The sequence below is a fragment of the Veillonellaceae bacterium genome (genome assembly GCA_012523975.1).
Classification (GTDB): domain Bacteria; phylum Bacillota; class Negativicutes; order JAAYSF01; family JAAYSF01; genus JAAYSF01.
The window spans coordinates 1-16,486 of record JAAYSF010000062.1 but is presented as its reverse complement, the minus strand read 5'-3'; the positions used below and the strand labels follow the sequence as shown (position 1 = coordinate 16,486).

At 41.2% G+C, this 16,486-nt stretch carries 18 protein-coding genes; 7 read left to right on the top strand and 11 right to left on the bottom strand.

All coding sequences use genetic code 11. From position 1 onward, the window contains the following. Positions 1–145: 145 nt before the first annotated feature. The 8 genes from rsmG to rpmH all read right to left on the bottom strand — a co-directional run bounded on the left by rsmG (position 146) and on the right by rpmH (position 6,419). Positions 146–862, bottom strand: a complete 717-nt coding sequence (gene rsmG, locus GX348_08085) for a 16S rRNA (guanine(527)-N(7))-methyltransferase RsmG (GenBank protein NLP42137.1) — start codon at positions 860–862, stop codon at positions 146–148. Beyond that, positions 859–2,742, bottom strand: a complete 1,884-nt coding sequence (mnmG, locus tag GX348_08080) for a tRNA uridine-5-carboxymethylaminomethyl(34) synthesis enzyme MnmG (protein NLP42136.1) — start codon at positions 2,740–2,742, stop codon at positions 859–861. The genes rsmG and mnmG overlap by 4 nt, the downstream gene beginning before the upstream one ends. Before the next feature lie 15 nt (positions 2,743–2,757). After that, positions 2,758–4,143, bottom strand: coding sequence for a tRNA uridine-5-carboxymethylaminomethyl(34) synthesis GTPase MnmE (gene mnmE / locus GX348_08075; protein ID NLP42135.1), 1,386 nt, complete (start codon positions 4,141–4,143; stop codon positions 2,758–2,760). Between the two features lie 132 nt (positions 4,144–4,275). Further along, a complete protein-coding gene (locus GX348_08070) occupies positions 4,276–4,899 on the bottom strand; it encodes a protein jag (GenBank protein NLP42134.1) in 624 nt (207 codons plus the stop codon). Positions 4,900–4,903: 4 nt separating this feature from the next. After that, on the bottom strand, positions 4,904–5,530 hold the full coding sequence (locus GX348_08065; GenBank protein ID NLP42133.1) for a membrane protein insertase YidC: 627 nt from the start codon (positions 5,528–5,530) through the stop codon (positions 4,904–4,906). 70 nt (positions 5,531–5,600) lie between these two features. Then, positions 5,601–5,807 carry a membrane protein insertion efficiency factor YidD gene (gene yidD / locus GX348_08060; protein NLP42132.1) on the bottom strand — a complete coding sequence of 69 codons (207 nt, stop codon included), beginning with the start codon at positions 5,805–5,807 and terminating at the stop codon, positions 5,601–5,603. A gap of 9 nt (positions 5,808–5,816) precedes the next feature. Continuing rightward, complete coding sequence (rnpA, locus tag GX348_08055; GenBank protein NLP42131.1) at positions 5,817–6,167, bottom strand: ribonuclease P protein component; 351 nt, start codon at positions 6,165–6,167, stop codon at positions 5,817–5,819. Between the two features lie 117 nt (positions 6,168–6,284). Further along, the gene (gene rpmH, locus GX348_08050; protein NLP42130.1) at positions 6,285–6,419 is read right to left on the bottom strand and encodes a 50S ribosomal protein L34; all 135 of its coding nucleotides are present in this window, start codon (positions 6,417–6,419) and stop codon (positions 6,285–6,287) included. A gap of 489 nt (positions 6,420–6,908) precedes the next feature. Between rpmH and dnaA the strand changes: the two genes are divergently transcribed. The 7 genes from dnaA to gyrB all read left to right on the top strand — a co-directional run bounded on the left by dnaA (position 6,909) and on the right by gyrB (position 14,205). Continuing rightward, positions 6,909–8,393 carry a chromosomal replication initiator protein DnaA gene (dnaA, locus tag GX348_08045; GenBank protein ID NLP42129.1) on the top strand — a complete coding sequence of 495 codons (1,485 nt, stop codon included), beginning with the start codon at positions 6,909–6,911 and terminating at the stop codon, positions 8,391–8,393. 310 nt (positions 8,394–8,703) lie between these two features. After that, a complete protein-coding gene (gene dnaN, locus GX348_08040) occupies positions 8,704–9,813 on the top strand; it encodes a DNA polymerase III subunit beta (protein ID NLP42128.1) in 1,110 nt (369 codons plus the stop codon). Between the two features lie 32 nt (positions 9,814–9,845). Continuing rightward, positions 9,846–10,061: an RNA-binding S4 domain-containing protein gene (locus GX348_08035; GenBank protein ID NLP42127.1), complete on the top strand. Its 216-nt coding sequence runs from the start codon at positions 9,846–9,848 to the stop codon at positions 10,059–10,061. A gap of 9 nt (positions 10,062–10,070) precedes the next feature. Further along, complete coding sequence (recF, locus tag GX348_08030; GenBank protein NLP42126.1) at positions 10,071–11,177, top strand: DNA replication/repair protein RecF; 1,107 nt, start codon at positions 10,071–10,073, stop codon at positions 11,175–11,177. A gap of 5 nt (positions 11,178–11,182) precedes the next feature. Beyond that, a complete protein-coding gene (locus GX348_08025) occupies positions 11,183–12,034 on the top strand; it encodes a DUF721 domain-containing protein (protein ID NLP42125.1) in 852 nt (283 codons plus the stop codon). Then, entirely contained in the window at positions 12,012–12,275 is a 264-nt protein-coding gene (locus tag GX348_08020) for a DUF370 domain-containing protein (protein ID NLP42124.1), read from the top strand. The genes GX348_08025 and GX348_08020 overlap by 23 nt, the downstream gene beginning before the upstream one ends. Positions 12,276–12,288: 13 nt before the next feature. Further along, the gene (gene gyrB, locus GX348_08015) at positions 12,289–14,205 is read left to right on the top strand and encodes a DNA topoisomerase (ATP-hydrolyzing) subunit B (GenBank protein ID NLP42123.1); all 1,917 of its coding nucleotides are present in this window, start codon (positions 12,289–12,291) and stop codon (positions 14,203–14,205) included. Between the two features lie 310 nt (positions 14,206–14,515). On the opposite strand, the gene GX348_08010 is transcribed toward gyrB, so the two are convergent. From GX348_08010 to GX348_08000, 3 genes are all read right to left on the bottom strand, one after another. Continuing rightward, positions 14,516–14,878 carry a restriction endonuclease gene (locus tag GX348_08010; protein NLP42122.1) on the bottom strand — a complete coding sequence of 121 codons (363 nt, stop codon included), beginning with the start codon at positions 14,876–14,878 and terminating at the stop codon, positions 14,516–14,518. A 268-nt stretch (positions 14,879–15,146) separates the two neighbouring features. Continuing rightward, a complete protein-coding gene (locus GX348_08005) occupies positions 15,147–15,512 on the bottom strand; it encodes a hypothetical protein (GenBank protein NLP42121.1) in 366 nt (121 codons plus the stop codon). A gap of 447 nt (positions 15,513–15,959) precedes the next feature. Further along, positions 15,960–16,346, bottom strand: a complete 387-nt coding sequence (locus GX348_08000; GenBank protein NLP42120.1) for a hypothetical protein — start codon at positions 16,344–16,346, stop codon at positions 15,960–15,962. Between the last annotated feature and the right edge of the window lie 140 nt (positions 16,347–16,486).

Sequence of the window (16,486 nt, the reverse complement as noted above, 5' to 3'; positions counted from 1 at the left end):
TTAAAAATCTAATGAAAATAGACGCTGTCATCAACTTACTCGGATTTTATAAAAATAACTAAGAATGAGATCAATACAATCGATAATAGCGATATTTTTCATCTATTCGGCACACAACTGGCAAAATCCTCCAACTATTTCCAATTTAGAGCGGCTTTTTTTCCGGAAGGCCGGAACGCCGCGGATATTGGCTCGGCGTGTTGGCAACTTTTTTTATGTATACTACAGCCCTCGCGTCTTCCAGGCCGGGTAATTTGACTTCCTTAACAGCTGCTATCTCACCACCAAGAATTTTAACGGCTTTTTTCGCATCATCAACCTCTAAGGCGAACTTAGCCCCCTTTAAAGCTACAAACGCCCCCCCAACTTCTACAAACGGCAGGCAGTATTCACAAAGAACATTTAATCTTGCTACTGCCCGGGAAACAGCTACATGATGCTTTTCTCGCAAGGCCCCAGCCCGCCCACCGTCTTCAGCTCGGCTATGGATCAGCTTAACTTCATTTAAGTCAAGCTGGTCAACTACTTCTTGTAAAAAATTCAGCCGCTTATTAAGGGAATCTAACAGCGTCAATTTAATGTCCGGCCGAAATATTTTGAGCGGCAGGCCCGGAAAACCGGCGCCAGTTCCCACATCAATAACTGTGCAGCCAGACGGGAAATAGGCATTATCCAAGCAGGTCAAGGAATCTATCATATGCTTTACGGCCACTTCATCGGGCTGAGTTATAGCCGTTAAGTTAATTTTTTCATTCCAAGCGATGAGCAGGTTGTAATATTTTTCAAAGTCAGCATGCTGGTCCTGGCTTAAATTAATGCCATATGCTGCAGCTGCCTCTGTTAAAGCTTCTCGAAAACTCACGCCTCTTCCTCCCTGCGCCGAAACTGTTCAAGATAAATCAACAGAATTGAAATATCAGCCGGCGATACTCCCGATATGCGTCCTGCCTGTCCAACAGAGAGGGGCTGGATATTGGTCAGTTTTTCTTTTGCCTCCTCAGTTAAACCCGCAATAGAATAATAATCAATATTACTTGGAATTTGTTTTTGTTCAAGCTTGATGGCTCTTTCAACCTGCTCAATCTGCTTTTTAATGTACCCTTCATATTTAATAGCGATTTCGACCTGCTCCTTAACCGCCGACGGAATGTCCGGCAAAGCAAAGCTTTCTTTTAGTTTATCGTATGAAAGCTCGGTGCGACGCAAAAGGTCATAAAGGGTAGCTCCGGATCTAAGTTCGGTAGACCCCATCGCCAGCATTTTTTCCTGAACCTCGGCAGTTGGCGATACACTCGTGGTTTTGAGCAGTTCAAGCGTTTGTTCAATAGCCTGACGTTTAGCCATAAATCGGTTATAGCGCTCATCCGATACCAAACCAATTGCCCGGCCTTTTTCAGTAAGCCGCAGATCAGCGTTATCCTGCCGCAGGATCAGCCGGTACTCGGCCCGCGAGGTCATTATCCGGTAAGGTTCACTAGTTCCTTTAGTTACTAAGTCGTCAATCAAAACACCAATATAAGCATCAGCACGTGTTAAAATAAACGGACTTTCCCCTTTAATCTGCAAAGCCGCGTTGATACCGGCAATCAGCCCCTGAGCAGCCGCTTCCTCGTAACCCGAAGTACCGTTTGACTGTCCGGCTGAAAATAATCCCTTGATTTGTTTGAATTCTAAGGTCGGCTTGAGCTGAGTCGGGTTAAAACAATCATAATCAATAGCATATCCCGGCCGCATTATCTGAACATTTTCCAGCCCAGCGATTGTTCGCAAGAACTCATACTGAACATCAATCGGCAAACTTGTCGACATGCCCTGAACATACATTTCCTCGGTATCCATTCCTTCAGGTTCCAGGAATAGCTGATGCGCCGTTTTATCGGCGAACCGTTCAATTTTTGCTTCAATTGATGGGCAGTACCGCGGTCCTATGCCTTCGATAGCGCCAGTATACATCGGGGCGCGATGTAGATTCCTGCGGATGATTTCATGGGTTCGTTCGTTAGTATAAGTAAGCCAGCAAGGCTGCTGCTCACGGGTAGTTATATCGCTCATAAAGGAGAAATTATGCACCTTATCGTCGCCCGGTTGGATAAGCATTTTAGAAAAATCAAGCGAACGCCGGTCTACACGGGCTGGCGTACCTGTTTTAAAGCGCATAATTTCTATCCCTAGCTCACGCAGACAATGGGTGAGTTTTTCGGCATGACGCTGCCCGTTAGGGCCGCCGCTGTATACAACATCACCGATAAATACCTTGCCGCCTAAGTAAGTCCCGGTCGCTAGGATGACGCATTTTGCATGATAGACTTCGCCTGTTTCAATTTCGACACCAGTTACCGCTCCATCGTCTGACACAAAAATCTTATCAACCAACAGCTGCTTTACCGCCAAATTAGGCTCACGTTCAACAGTAGCTTTCATATTTGCCTGATAAACCCGTTTATCGGCCTGAGCTCTAATGGCATGAACTGCCGGCCCCTTGCCGGTATTTAGCATCCGCATTTGGATACAGGTTTTATCGATATTAATCCCCATCTGGCCGCCCAGCGCGTCGATTTCACGTACCAGATGACCCTTGGCCGGCCCGCCGATGCCAGGATTGCAGGGCAGCATGGCGATATTATCCATGTTGAGCGTTGTCAGTAATGTCCGGCACCCTAGCCGCGCTGCGGCCAAAGCAGCCTCACAACCGGCATGACCGGCACCGACTACAATTACATCATAATTATCTACAACAAACACTGGCTCTTCATCTCCCTATTTTCCGATACAAAACTGAGTAAAAATTTGCGTTATTATATCCTCGCCGACAGTGTCACCGGTAACTTCGCCAAGCTTTTCCCACGCCGCACGCAGATCAATTACAATACAGTCAGGAGGCATTCCGGCAGCAGCAGTTTTGAGAACATCGCCCAAATGCTTGCCCGCCTGCTCAATCAAATTGGCCTGCCGGACATTATTGACAATCGCTCCTTCACCCTGCTTAACCTGGCCGCTATATACCATATCAACAATAGCCTGTTCTAATTCATCAAGGCCGGCCCCCTCGGCCACTGATATCTTAATAACCTTTTTATCAGCTACATGCTGGATAACCTTGTCCATTTCCAAAACCTGCGGCAAATCACTTTTATTTATCAGCACGATTGCCTGCCGGCCTTTAAGCATGTCTAGCACCTGGCAGTCTTCCATCGACAAGGTCTGCGACGCATCGAGCAGTACCAAGATTAGATCTGCCTTGCCAACAAATTCACGGGCTCGTTCTACCCCGATTTTTTCGACAACATCGGAAGTTTCTCTAATACCCGCAGTATCAACTATCTTTAAAGGAATACCCCGAATATTAACATACTCTTCAATAATATCACGCGTTGTCCCGGGTATATCGGTAACAATTGCCCGCTTTTCCTTAAGCAGGGCATTAAGCAAGCTCGATTTTCCGACATTAGGCTTGCCGATAATTACAGTCGCCATGCCTTCCCGCAATACCTTGCCGGTTTGAGCTGTTGCCAATAAATAATCTACCTTGGCAATAGTATCTCTTACCCGTCTGATGACATCCTCAATTGCCATTTCTTCAATATCGTCTTCGGGAAAATCAATGGCGGCTTCCAAATGAGCGACCATCTGCAAAATATCATGCCGTATTTCCGAAATCTTAGCCGACAGCACACCCGACAATTGTCCGACAGCCATTTTTAAAGACGAGTCAGTTTTAGACCTAATTATATCAATAACCGCCTCGGCCTGAGTTAAATCTAGGCGGCCGTTTAAAAAGGCCCGTTTTGTAAATTCACCGGGCTCAGCCAGCCGCGCTCCCTGCCGTAGGGTGAGATCGAGAATTTTTCGGATAGGGGTCGCGCCGCCATGACAATGAATTTCAACAACATCTTCTCGGGTATACGAACGCGGCGCTTTCATAACAAAAATAAGCACCTCATCAATGATTTCCTCGGTCTCAGGATCAGCGACATTGCCGTAGGCCGCTTGAAATGCCTTTATCTGACTGGCCCTTCGACCGTTAATGCCGCGAAATATATTGTCGGCAATGCCAATTGCCCGGCTGCCGCTCATTCTAATGATGCCAATACCGCCTTCCCCCAGCGCTGTCGCAACTGCACTGATTGTATCCTCATGTACCACTCGCCAAACCTCCCGTACGATATAACCGCAATCAGCTTATAACGAATTTAAACCCAGTAATAATATTATTACTGGGTTTTAGCATGCACCAAAATCTGACGTACTAAACTTCTGAAGAATCATTTACACTATCTATCTGCCTTTAGGACCAATAACTACTTTGCGATAGGGTTCTTCTCCTTCGCTATATGTAACAATCCGATGGTCATTCTGCAAAGCCATATGGATAATTTTCCGCTCATGCGGACTCATTGGTTCAAGGGCAATTCTTTCACCGCTGCGTCTTACCTTGTCAGCAAGTCTGAGCGCTAAGCGATTTAGGGTTTCAGCCCGGCGCTTGCGGTAATCCTCAACATCGAGAACTATTCTAATCCGTTCCTCTGCATCCCTGTTAGCCGCCAAGTTAGTAAGGTACTGCAGGGCATCCAGTGTTTGACCATGCTTACCAATTAATATTCCCAGTTCTTCGCCCTTGAAGTTGAAAGTAACATTTTCCGAACTGGGTACTTCTGTAATTTCTACCGCTAAATCCATTTGCGCAAAAATATTTCTTAAAAATTCTTTCGCAACTTCTACCGGATCAACCTTTTTTACAACTACCTTAACTTTAGCTGGTCTGCTGCCAAATCCTAAAAAACCTTTGCTAGGCGTTTCCAGGACTTCGTATTCCACGCGGTCAGCTCCGACACCTAGCTGAGTCAGAGCCAGTTCTACCGCTTCTTCAATGGTTTTACCGGTCGTCTCAACGGAATTCATGGTATTAATTAGCCTCCCCTTTGATTTCAGCCGGTTCGCGGTACATCCACCACTGCTGAGCAATTTGAATAATATTGCTCATTACCCAATACAAAACCAATCCTGCAGGGAAAGTAGTGCTTATCCAACCGATGAACAACGGCATAAATATCATCATCATTCTACTTTGCTGAGTCACCTCGGTTGTTGTCTGCTTTTGTTGATACCAGGTAGTAACAGCCGCTAAAACTGGCAATATGTATAAAGGATCTTCCATAGCCAGATCAGTCATCCATAAAAATGAAGGTGTATTTAAATAATTGAAGTCACGAATCGCATAAAAAATACCAATTAAAATCGGCATTTGGACAATAAGCGGAAGACAACCGGCTAAAGGATTTACGCCCGACTCCTTATATAAAATAGCCATTTCCTTTTGCAGTTTCTCGGGATTGTTCTTATATTTCTCTTGCAGCTCCTTCATCTTGGGCTGCACGACCTGAAGGCCTTTCATGGACTTTATTTGTTTAACGGTAAGCGGATAAAGTGCCATTTTTATGACAACAGTCATTAAAACAATTGCTAATCCATAGTTAGCAAAGCCAATACCTGCTGTCAAGTTATAGAAAAAGGTAAGAATGCTTTGCAACATCCCGATAAAATAGTCGAACAAAAAATCTCACATCCTCGTAATTAATGGACAATATTAATAATCTATGCACTTAAACAGGATCGTAGCCGCCGGGATTAAAAGGATGACAGCGCACTATGCGCCTGATAGCTTTTACACCGCCGCGTATAGCCCCGTATTTTTCAATAGCCAATATAGCGTATTCTGAACATGTTGGCACAAACCGGCATGAAGGCGGTTTTAAAGGCGATATAAAGATTCGATAAAATTTTATCACTAATATAAGAGCTGTTTTCACCACTAATACCTACTCGATCAAAATACGGGCTTTGGCGCATAGGTTGAGAAAGGCCTTGCCTGCCGATACAGAATCAGCCTTAACCATTGCCTGACGCCCCATTAGCACCAAATCAACATTTTTAATAAGTTTATGCTGATTAAGCCGATAAACCTCACGTAAGACACGTTTTACCCGATTGCGGACGACTGCATTACCCAGCTTTTTGCCGGCTGCAAAACCAATTCTCCGCTCGCTGACTTTTTGGGGTAACACATAAACAACCATCATTCGGTTAGAGTACGATTTTCCCACACGGTATACCGTCTGGAAATTACTGTTCTTTTTTAGTATGTGAGCTTTAGAAAGTTTGTACATTATATAAATCCATCCCTGATTTGGAAAACCGGCTTTCGCCATACGCTGGCGGAAGCCGAAGTAAATGTGAAGTTTCTCAGGTTTTCTGCGTGAAAAATAGGCCACTTTGTGGGCGGCCTATTATGCTGATAATCTTTTTCTGCCTCTAGCACGTCTATTCTTTAAAATAAGACGGCCACCTTTTGTTTTCATACGCTCACGGAAACCATGAGTTCTCTTTTTCCATAAAGTATTCGGCTGGTAAGTACGTTTCATAATCTATAACACCTCCTCGTTAAAAGCGGAAATACCCAAAATAATATTTAATTTTAACTACTAAAATTATAGACTAGTCATTTAACAGTGTCAAGGAATTTGCTTGTTTGAATGCATACTTGCTGTGGATAATTTTGGTCAATCCACAGGGCTTGTATAAAAAACTGTTGATAACTATAGCACCTTTTGTTAATATAGAACATGACAAGATATCCACAAATTTTACACAATACGCAATTTATAAACATAATCATCCTAGTTATTCACACATAACACCACTTATCCCCATACTTATCCACAACACCTTATACTTTAATTGCGTTGCTAAAATACAAGGCTTAACCGTTCACCCTAAAATTGCTTTTGTATTTTTTTTTCATTAAATTTACTTTTTTCTCATAAGTTATGCACAACTGTTGATAACAATGTGGATAACTTATGTCGACTATTTTTTAAATTTGTTGATATTTACATGAAAGGACGGACAATATGGACACCATCCAACTTGCGGCACTATGGGAGCAAATAATGAAAACACTTGAGCAAGAGCTATCAAGCCTTACCTATAATACCTGGCTCAAACCAATGGTTCCGCTGGCAATTACTGAAACCACCTTTGAGATCGGCACCCCTAAGCGATTTATTAAAGAATGGGTGGAATCAAGATACTTCTCCATTATCCAAGATACCGTCCAAAGCGTAACCAAAAAGCCTTTAACCTTAATAATTACCAACTTAGATACCGAGGACCAAAAAGAGCAGGAAAATGAAGAGATTTTTGGCGCTCCTCCTGAACTACATAACGAACCCTGCCACAATACCCAACCCCTTCCGCCATCTCCATCATTACCCTTCCAGCCTGTGACTAATTCTCCAAATATCACTCCATTAAATCAGTCAGCTAAAACCGATAATACTAGTACGGCTGCTGCTGCGCATGATGAACCGCTTGCAGTATTAAATCCTAAATATGTTTTTGAAACATTCGTAATCGGTAATGCCAACCGGTTTGCTCATGCTGCCTCTTTGGCTGTAGCTGAAGCTCCTGCCCAGGTCTACAACCCGTTTTTTATTTACGGCGGCGTTGGTCTTGGCAAAACCCACCTTATGCATGCAATTGGCCACCGGATTTTAAAAACTCATCCTCATCTAAGAGTTGTATATATATCAAGTGAAAAATTTACTAACGAACTTATAAATTCCATTCGCGACGGCAATCCCGAAAGTTTCCGCCAAAAATACCGCAATATTGACGTCCTGCTCGTCGACGATATTCAATTCTTATCCAAAAAAGAGCATACGCAAGAGGAATTTTTCCATACCTTTAATACTCTTCACGAGGCTAACAAGCAGATTATTATCTCAAGCGACAGGCCGCCGCGTGAAATCCAAACCTTAGAAGACCGCTTGCGATCCCGGTTCGAATGGGGCCTTATTACTGATATTCAGCCCCCTGACCTTGAGACGCGGATTGCTATTTTGCGTAAAAAAGCCATGATTGAAAACCTCAGTGTTCCAAATGACGTTATGGTTTTTATCGCTAGCCGTATCGACAATAACATTCGCGAACTGGAAGGCGCCTTAATCAGAGTAATGGCTTACGCCTCTTTAACTAAACAGACAATCGACATTGATTTGGCTACTGAAGCCTTGAAAGATATATTCCCGAATGGCCGGCCCAAGGAAATTACAATGGAGCTCATTCAAGAAGTCGTCTCTTCCTATTTTAAAATCAGAATAGACGATTTGCTGGCTAAAAAACGAACCCGCAATGTTGCTTATCCCCGCCAAATCGCCATGTATTTATCCCGCGAAATGACCGAAACATCATTGCCGCGCATCGGCGAAATGTTCGGCGGGCGCGATCATACAACCGTGATTCACGCTTATGACAAGATTAGCCGCGAGCGGGCTGAAGATGCCAAACTTAATAACACTATAAAAGAACTAATTAAGCGAATTGAAAGCGCCTAAACCTAGCTTTTCAACGCTTATCCCCGTTATTAACAGCTGTATGGTGTATAACTGTGTTGGCATCCCAGGTATAAAGCTGTCAACATTTTGTTGATAACTTTATACCCCGAAAAAATATGTGGATTTGTGTATAACCCCTATTATAGTTATCGACAATTTATTAACACTACTCAATGTTGATAACTGTAACCTAATAGCATTTATCAACATATCAACAGGCCCTACGACTATTACGACTATTTTTTTATTCTTATCTTCTTATAGTAATAATATACCCGTCTCCCCAAAAACCTTAACGGAGGTTGACTATATGAAAATTTTCTGCAATAAAGAATTACTGAATCATGCTGTTCAGACAGTGCAAAAAGCTGTCGCCACAAAGCCACAGCTTCCGATACTAACCGGTATTTATCTATTGGCTGAAAACGATAAACTTGAACTTCATGCCACAGATTATGAAGTCGGCATAAAATGCACAATTGAGGCCCAAGTTGAGCAACCGGGCGCTGTAGTATTATCTGGCCGGTATTTTCAGGAAATGGTTCGCAAAATGCCCGGCGACACGATAGAAATATCATCTTCAGCTGAAGACCGGACAATTAAAATAACAGCTAGTTCAGCTCAGTTTAATCTTTTAAGCCTGCCGCCTGAAGAATTTCCTGTTCTCAAACAATTGACAAGTGACAACTTTATTATTGTCAAAGATAATGTTTTTAAAGAGCTTATCAAAAAGACGGTGTTTGCCTGCGCAAACGATGAGGCAAGACCCATTTTTACCGGCGGTTTAGTAGAATTCAGCGGCCAAAATATAAAAATGGTTGCTACTAATACGCATCGCCTGGCCCTAAAAAAAGATCGCAGCGAACAAGCCGCAAATGATGTCAAGATGATTATTCCGGCCAAAATTCTCACTGAATTAGGTCGAATTATGACTTCAGAGATTCCTGTTGATGTAAAAATCTACTGGCTTAAAAACCAAGTAGCTTTTGAATACGAAAATGTTTACATAATATCAAGATTAATTGAAGGCCAATTCCCTGATTATAACAAAGTAATACCACCTAGTTTTGCAACTAATGTTAAGCTAAATACTAAGCATTTACTTGCTGCTGTCGAAAGGGTCTCATTAATGGCCCGCGACAGTGATTACAATGTTATAAAATTATCCTTTAAGAATAACTCAGTTACCATAACATCGAATAACCCAGATATTGGAAAAGCATGTGAAGTTGTTGAAGCTGCTATAGAAGGTAACGAGGTAGATATTGCTTTTAATGTAAAATATGTCGCCGATATCTTGAAGAATATTGATAGCGAAGATTTGATATTTTCTTTAAATACCCCGCTCAGTCCGGCCTGCGTAAAACCAATTGATGACGATAATTATATATATATCGTTACACCAGTTAGGACAAGCTAATAAGTAATTAGAAATTCTCCGGAGGTTTAAGTATGGAATATATAACCATATCTACCCCTCATATTAATATCGATCAACTGTTAAAATGGGCCGGTATCATTGATACCGGCGGTCAAATTATACCGATGATCGAGGATAATATGATAAAATTGAATGGTAAAGCAGTAACCGAACGGCGGAAAAAGGTTTACCCAGGCGATATTATCGAAATTGATGGGGTTGGAAAGTATAAAGTAATCCCCGAATAAGAGGTTAGTATGAAGGTTAGAGCCCTTAGCCTGTATAATTACCGCAATTATGCAAAACTGGATTTAGAGTTTAAACACAACCTCAATATCTTCGTCGGACAAAATGCTCAAGGCAAGACCAATATTTTAGAATCAATCTACGTCGGGGCAATGGGCCGCTCGCACCGGACAAACACTGATAATGAATTAATTCGCTGGCAGCAGCCCGGCGGGTCAATCCACTTGACCTTTACCAGACAGGATATTGAAAATAAATTAGTATTTAAATTCATAAGTAACCATAATAAGGAAATAATACTAAATGGTCATACTATAAAGACCCGTGAACTTATTGGCCACCTTAACGCCGTAATGTTTTCTCCCGAAGATTTAATGCTCATAAAAGGGGTTCCGGCCAATCGCCGCAAGTTTCTGGATAGTGAGATATCGCAGGCTAGCCCATCCTATTATCGTAATTTACTGCAATATAACCGGATCGTATCACAGCGCAACAATTTGTTGAAAAAAATCCGGGAAAATCGCGCTAAGGCAGCAATGCTAGAGACATGGGATGAGCAGTTAGCTCTTTCAGCCGCCATAATTATTGAAAAAAGGCAGTCGGCGCTGAAAAAGCTTGCTATGCTAGCCAATCTAATGCACCGTAAAATTACAAACAGCCGGGAGAATTTGACCATTTCGTATTTGCAAAGCGGTATTACCAAGCCTGTTGATAACTTGCAGGAATGGTATCGCCAGCAAATGTACGAGAATCGGAGTGTTGATATTGCCCGCGGCAGTACAAGCGTCGGACCGCATCGCGATGATCTGGTTTTTGCTGTTAACGGTGTTAATTTGAGAAATTTCGGGTCCCAAGGTCAGCAGCGTACCGGAGTATTGGCAGTAAAACTTGCCGAAATTGAATTTATCAAGTCTGAAACAGGTGAATACCCTGTACTGCTCTTAGATGATGTAATGAGTGAACTTGACGCATCCCGCCGGGAACAGTTATTATCGTTTATAAAAGACCGAATTCAGACATTTATAACTGCAACCGAGCCTAAGTATTTTTCTGAACATAAGATGGGAAAATACTATTCTGTTGTCGAAGGACAAGTTCAACAATTTGATTGGAAGTGACGGCTATGCAGAGGTTAGATCAACTATTGCCGTTAACAATAAAAAAACTCGGCATTACCAAGCGCTATAATGCTGAGTCGGCCATATATCATTGGCGGAAAATTGTAGGTGATAAGATAGCGGCTAATGCTAAACCCCTTACCGTTCAGCGGGATTTACTCTTAGTCGCTGTTAGCAGCTCGACCTGGTCTCATCACCTCTCAATGATGAAACAAGATATAATTAATAAGATTAATGCCTTTATTGGGGATAATTTAATAAAGGATATCAGGTTCCAAGCAGGATATTTAAAAGATAACCAGAATCAAGAAAATGCTGGTCAAGCTGGCGAAAATGAGATAAAATTACATAATATCAAGCTTGAAGCCACTGAGCTGAAAAATGTAAATGACTTGGTCAAATCAGTCGGTGATGCTGATTTACAGACAAAATTAAAGAACATCATTAAAAGTGACTTAAAACTAAAAAAAGCTAGGCATAACGGTAAATGGCATAAATGCCTGGATTGCAGTGTATTGTGCCCGCCTGAGGAAACCTTCTGTTTTACCTGTAAGCTTAATCATAAGCAAAGGATCAGGGAAGAAATATATACAATACTGATTGAGAATCCATGGTTAGGCTATAGCGAGCTAAGAAAGCATATTGATGCCAGTTTTGACGATTTTAAAGAGGTTAAAAACCGTTTGATTAGCGCGCTTGTTAACGAGATTTCCGGCGAACAAAACGATAGAATCAAAGAATTGACACTGGTGATGCTGGCTACTGGAATTCAACCAGAGCAAATAACCGATGCTTTAGTAAATAATACTCTCAAGAGATTCAGGAGGAAGAATCATGTTTCTGCATCTAGGAGCTGATACTGTAATTCCTTTATCAGATGTCATCGCCATTACCGATTTTAAATCGGTCCGATCTAGCACTAACCGTAATTTTATAAAACATATGAGAGAAAAAAAGCAGGTTATAGATATATCATCCAATCATCCTAAAAGCTTTATCGTTACCGATAGAGGGGTCTATCTTTCTGCAATTTCTTCTCTTACACTTAAAAAGCGGGCTGGTAATTTCGCAGAAACAGGTGAAGAGGACGATATATAATCGGGGGTAGGAAATGAGTATAAATGAAGATGTAACGGTTAACGGCAATTATGGAGCCGGGCAAATTCAAGTACTAGAAGGGTTGGAGGCTGTACGTAAGCGCCCGGGTATGTACATAGGCAGTACATCAGCGCGGGGATTGCACCATTTGGTATATGAAGTCGTCGATAACAGTATTGACGAGGCGCTGGCCGGTTACTGTGATACCATAGAAGTACTTATTCACCAAGATAATAGTATAACTGTTACTGATAATGGCCGCGGGATTCCGGTTGATATGCATGAAACCGGCAAACCGGCGGTTGAAGTTGTTTTGACAGTCCTTCATGCCGGCGGAAAATTCGGTGGCGAAGGCTATAAGGTTTCCGGGGGTCTGCATGGCGTCGGTGTTTCAGTTGTTAACGCCCTGAGTTCTTATCTTCAAGTCGAAGTTAAGCGCGACGGCAAAATTCATGCTATCCGGTTCGAACGAGGTTATACGGTATTGCCTTTAACGATAACCGGAACAACTGAGACAACGGGAACCAAGGTTACTTTTAAACCTGATCCTGATATTTTTGAAGAGACGGTATATAGTTTTGACACCTTAAAACAGCGTTTACGCGAATTAGCTTTTTTAAATAAAGGTATAAACATTACCCTCACAGATGAACGAAATGGCCAAAAAGAGACCTTCCACTACGAAGGCGGGATTATATCATTTGTTGAACATCTCAATAAAACTAAAGATGTCCTGCATGCCTCGCCAATTTATCTAACCGGTTCGCGGGATACTACCCTTGTTGAGATAGCCATTCAATATAACGATAGCTATGTCGAAAATATTTTTAGCTTTGTAAATAATATAAATACCCAAGAAGGCGGTACTCACCTCAGCGGGTTTAAAATAGGTTTGACGAGGTCTGTTAATGACTACGCCCGCCGTTTGAATCTGCTTAAGGAAAATGATGAAAACTTAAGCGGCGAAGATATTAGAGAAGGTCTTACCGCTGTTATCAGTGTTAAGATTCAGGAACCGCAGTTTGAAGGTCAGACAAAAACCAAGCTTGGTAACAGTGAAGTCCGCGGGATTGTTGACAGTATTCTCTCCGAAGGCTTAAATGAGTTTTTCGAAGAAAATCCGGCTGTTACAAAGAAAATCATTGAAAAAACAATTATGGCTTCGCGGGCCCGTGAGGCAGCCCGCAAGGCCCGCGAACTTACCAGACGGAAGAACGCGCTGGAGGTTAGTTCACTTCCAGGCAAATTGGCTGACTGTTCAACCAAAGATCCCATGTCGGCTGAAATATATCTCGTCGAAGGTGAAAGCGCCGGCGGCAGTGCCAAACAGGGCCGCGACCGGAGATTTCAGGCGATCCTACCGCTGCGCGGCAAAATTCTCAATGTTGAAAAGGCCCGTCTTGATAGGATATTAAGCAATGAAGAAATTCGGGCTATGATAACTGCTTTTGGCAATGGCATCGGCGAAGAGTTTGACCTTGAAAAAAGCCGTTATGGCAAAATCATAATTATGACAGATGCTGACGTTGACGGAGCGCATATTCGGACATTATTGTTGACTTTCTTCTATCGTTATATGCAGCCTTTGCTCGAAGCCGGCCGCGTATATATCGCCCAGCCGCCGCTTTACTTAGTAAAAAAAGGCCGTGAAAGCTGGTATTTATACAGTGACGAAGAACTCGACACCTTATTGGCTAGGATTGGCCGGGAAGGAATAAATGTTCAGCGTTACAAAGGCTTAGGTGAAATGAACCCTGAGCAACTTTGGGAGACTACCATGAACCCCGAAGGACGGACCATTCTGCAAGTAAAATTAGAAGACGCTATGGTCGCTGACGAGATATTCTCAATTTTGATGGGTGACAAGGTAGAACCCCGCCGCAAGTTCATCGAGGAACATGCTAAGGATGTAAAGAACTTGGATGTTTAAGTTAGTTGTCGGTCACAATGAAGTTTGGCAATTGTACTATAAAGATTGGCACTAGTGTTATAGATTTCAAAGGGAATTTTTAAAAAGCGATCTCGAGCTTTAAATCTTGAGATCGCTTTTTATATTTGGTAAGTCAATTGTCGCTCTTTGAGCAGACGTGAGCTCTAAAGAAAGTGAAAAATAATCAATAGTACGGGCTAAAAACTACCAAACAATTAGGCGGTAGCTTTAGTATATATATTTGTTAATTATGACTCCCCTCTTTGCTTTTTTCAAGTCCATCTTAGTTTCATGGCCACTATTTTAATTGTTAATTTAATAAATAACTTTGCCTAAGTTCCTTTTCTAACCTATCTCGTTCCCAAAGTTCAACACTATTTGCTTCAGCTAGAATTTTAGCACTTTTCGTAAAGTATGAATTAGTTATAGCTATAGCCTGCTTACAATTATATATAGCCTTAGAGCCTATAACTTCTTGAATTGAGCTGTTTGATACCAAGCCAGTATAACATTTAGCTTGGACTGCTACCCTTTCGCCGAATTTTTCTAAGATCAAATCTGCACCTTGATCACCGGTAGTTGGGGTATATTCTGCCTTGAATCCACGGGTAGTGAATAGTTCTCCTAAGAATTTCTCAAAATCATTGCCTGACATAGAATCAACTTCTGACATTGTTGCTAAATTCTTATTGACTGCTAGGCCTAACCGCATTTGCTATTCGATTGCTTTTAACCGAGTTTCTTCAGTTATCTTCTGCAGTTGCTCAGTTACTAAGTTCTTTGCGCTAGGTCTTAGAATCCTTGCTAAGTTATTTTGTTTTAGAAGTTTTTCTAAATAAGGGATGTAATCATACGAGTGACCAAATGTCTGAACATAAGCATTTGCAAGCTCATATGGTGATTGGCTATAAATAAGAGTTGGATTCACTTGATAAAATGAATTATGAAAGTGTATAAATTGTTGGTTGGTTAAGCTCATCAGTAACGCTCTTTGCTACTAAGTTATAAGGTAGAGTATAACCTTTTAGCTCTAATAACTTAGAAAATGCGGTTATATCTTCAGTTGGTATACTAAGCTTTGGATTAGGCCATGCAGTATCTGGCTGTCTATATGATGAAACAAATTGATAGATTTCAGAGCTAGCAGCCTCTTTACTTTTTTTGCTCCATAAATAATAAAGAAGATTGCCGATTACTAATAACATTATCAATGTAACAGTGAATACAGGATAAAGTGAAAAAATTAAATATAATAAAAATAAGCCTAAACCAACATGCTTGGATGTTTTAGGTGTTTTTTTAACCAAAATTCATCTAACTTACCAAATATCTGATAGATGATAGCTTTAAGTTTCTTTTTTAGATACTTTTGTAGATGTTTTTGTAGCACTAATATCCCTCCTACTGATTCCAGGGATATTTTGCCCGTTAGTTGCCAAATAATGCCCGCCAAAATTGATCTACCTTTTTGTATTTTTCTAGTTTTAATGGGTACACCATATTACTTAAAGCAAATTGGTCAATATAAACTACCTTTTTTGAAATTGGAGGAAATAAGTAGTCAGCTTTGTTCCGCAATTTTTTGCAGCGACGCCCATAAGGATGGCCTCTTTGTAAGCAACACAAAAGATTATGCACTGGGCAGTGAAAAAAGGTCTTGAGAGAAATATATCAACCAATTATCACTTCCTAACTCAAGAGTTTAGGTAATCACTATGGTAATAGCAATAAAACTATAATCTACTTACTGGTTTTTAACTAATGAAGTTAGGGTATTTAGAGTAATCAAAGGAGGAATCTAGTTGATCACATTTCTCTTTTATAATAGAAAAATATGAAGAAGCATAGGCATAGCCATATACTTGATCGTTAGAATTAATACCCTCAATCAGTGAAGTTATTTGATCAATACTATATTCATTTATGTAATCGCGTATTGCACCATTTAAAATAATTTTGGTTTCTGTATAAGAACTTGATTTTGATAACATGTAATTAGCTAAGGCTATAGCTTCTGACTGTATACCTTCTTCGGTACACTTATTCCAAAATTCCTTAAAGCTATCTTCAAAACCAGTCATATATAATTCAGAATATTTATCAATAAAGTATTCTATATGTTCAGGCAGTGATTTAGACAAAAACCACGATATTATTAGGCAACTAGCATAGGTATTTGAACATGTTTCTATTTGAACCTTAGCGGTATCATTCAATAGCTTAAAGACGTGAGTATGTTTGCTTAAAAAATCAACAAGAAGCTTCTTGATTGGATCATTGT

Excerpts from the sequence above, each read along its gene's own strand:
- dnaN (NLP42128.1), top strand. The coding sequence starts at position 8,704 with ATGAAAATTTTCTGCAATAAAGAATTACTGAATCATGCTGTTCAGACA.
- recF (NLP42126.1), top strand. The coding sequence starts at position 10,071 with ATGAAGGTTAGAGCCCTTAGCCTGTATAATTACCGCAATTATGCAAAA.
- GX348_08065 (NLP42133.1), bottom strand. The coding sequence starts at position 5,530 with ATGTTGCAAAGCATTCTTACCTTTTTCTATAACTTGACAGCAGGTATT.
- gyrB (NLP42123.1), top strand. The coding sequence starts at position 12,289 with ATGAGTATAAATGAAGATGTAACGGTTAACGGCAATTATGGAGCCGGG.
- GX348_08035 (NLP42127.1), top strand. The coding sequence starts at position 9,846 with ATGGAATATATAACCATATCTACCCCTCATATTAATATCGATCAACTG.
- GX348_08025 (NLP42125.1), top strand. The coding sequence starts at position 11,183 with ATGCAGAGGTTAGATCAACTATTGCCGTTAACAATAAAAAAACTCGGC.
- GX348_08020 (NLP42124.1), top strand. The coding sequence starts at position 12,012 with ATGTTTCTGCATCTAGGAGCTGATACTGTAATTCCTTTATCAGATGTC.
- dnaA (NLP42129.1), top strand. The coding sequence starts at position 6,909 with ATGGACACCATCCAACTTGCGGCACTATGGGAGCAAATAATGAAAACA.
- GX348_08070 (NLP42134.1), bottom strand. The coding sequence starts at position 4,899 with ATGAATTCCGTTGAGACGACCGGTAAAACCATTGAAGAAGCGGTAGAA.
- rpmH (NLP42130.1), bottom strand. The coding sequence starts at position 6,419 with ATGAAACGTACTTACCAGCCGAATACTTTATGGAAAAAGAGAACTCAT.
- GX348_08010 (NLP42122.1), bottom strand. The coding sequence starts at position 14,878 with ATGTCAGAAGTTGATTCTATGTCAGGCAATGATTTTGAGAAATTCTTA.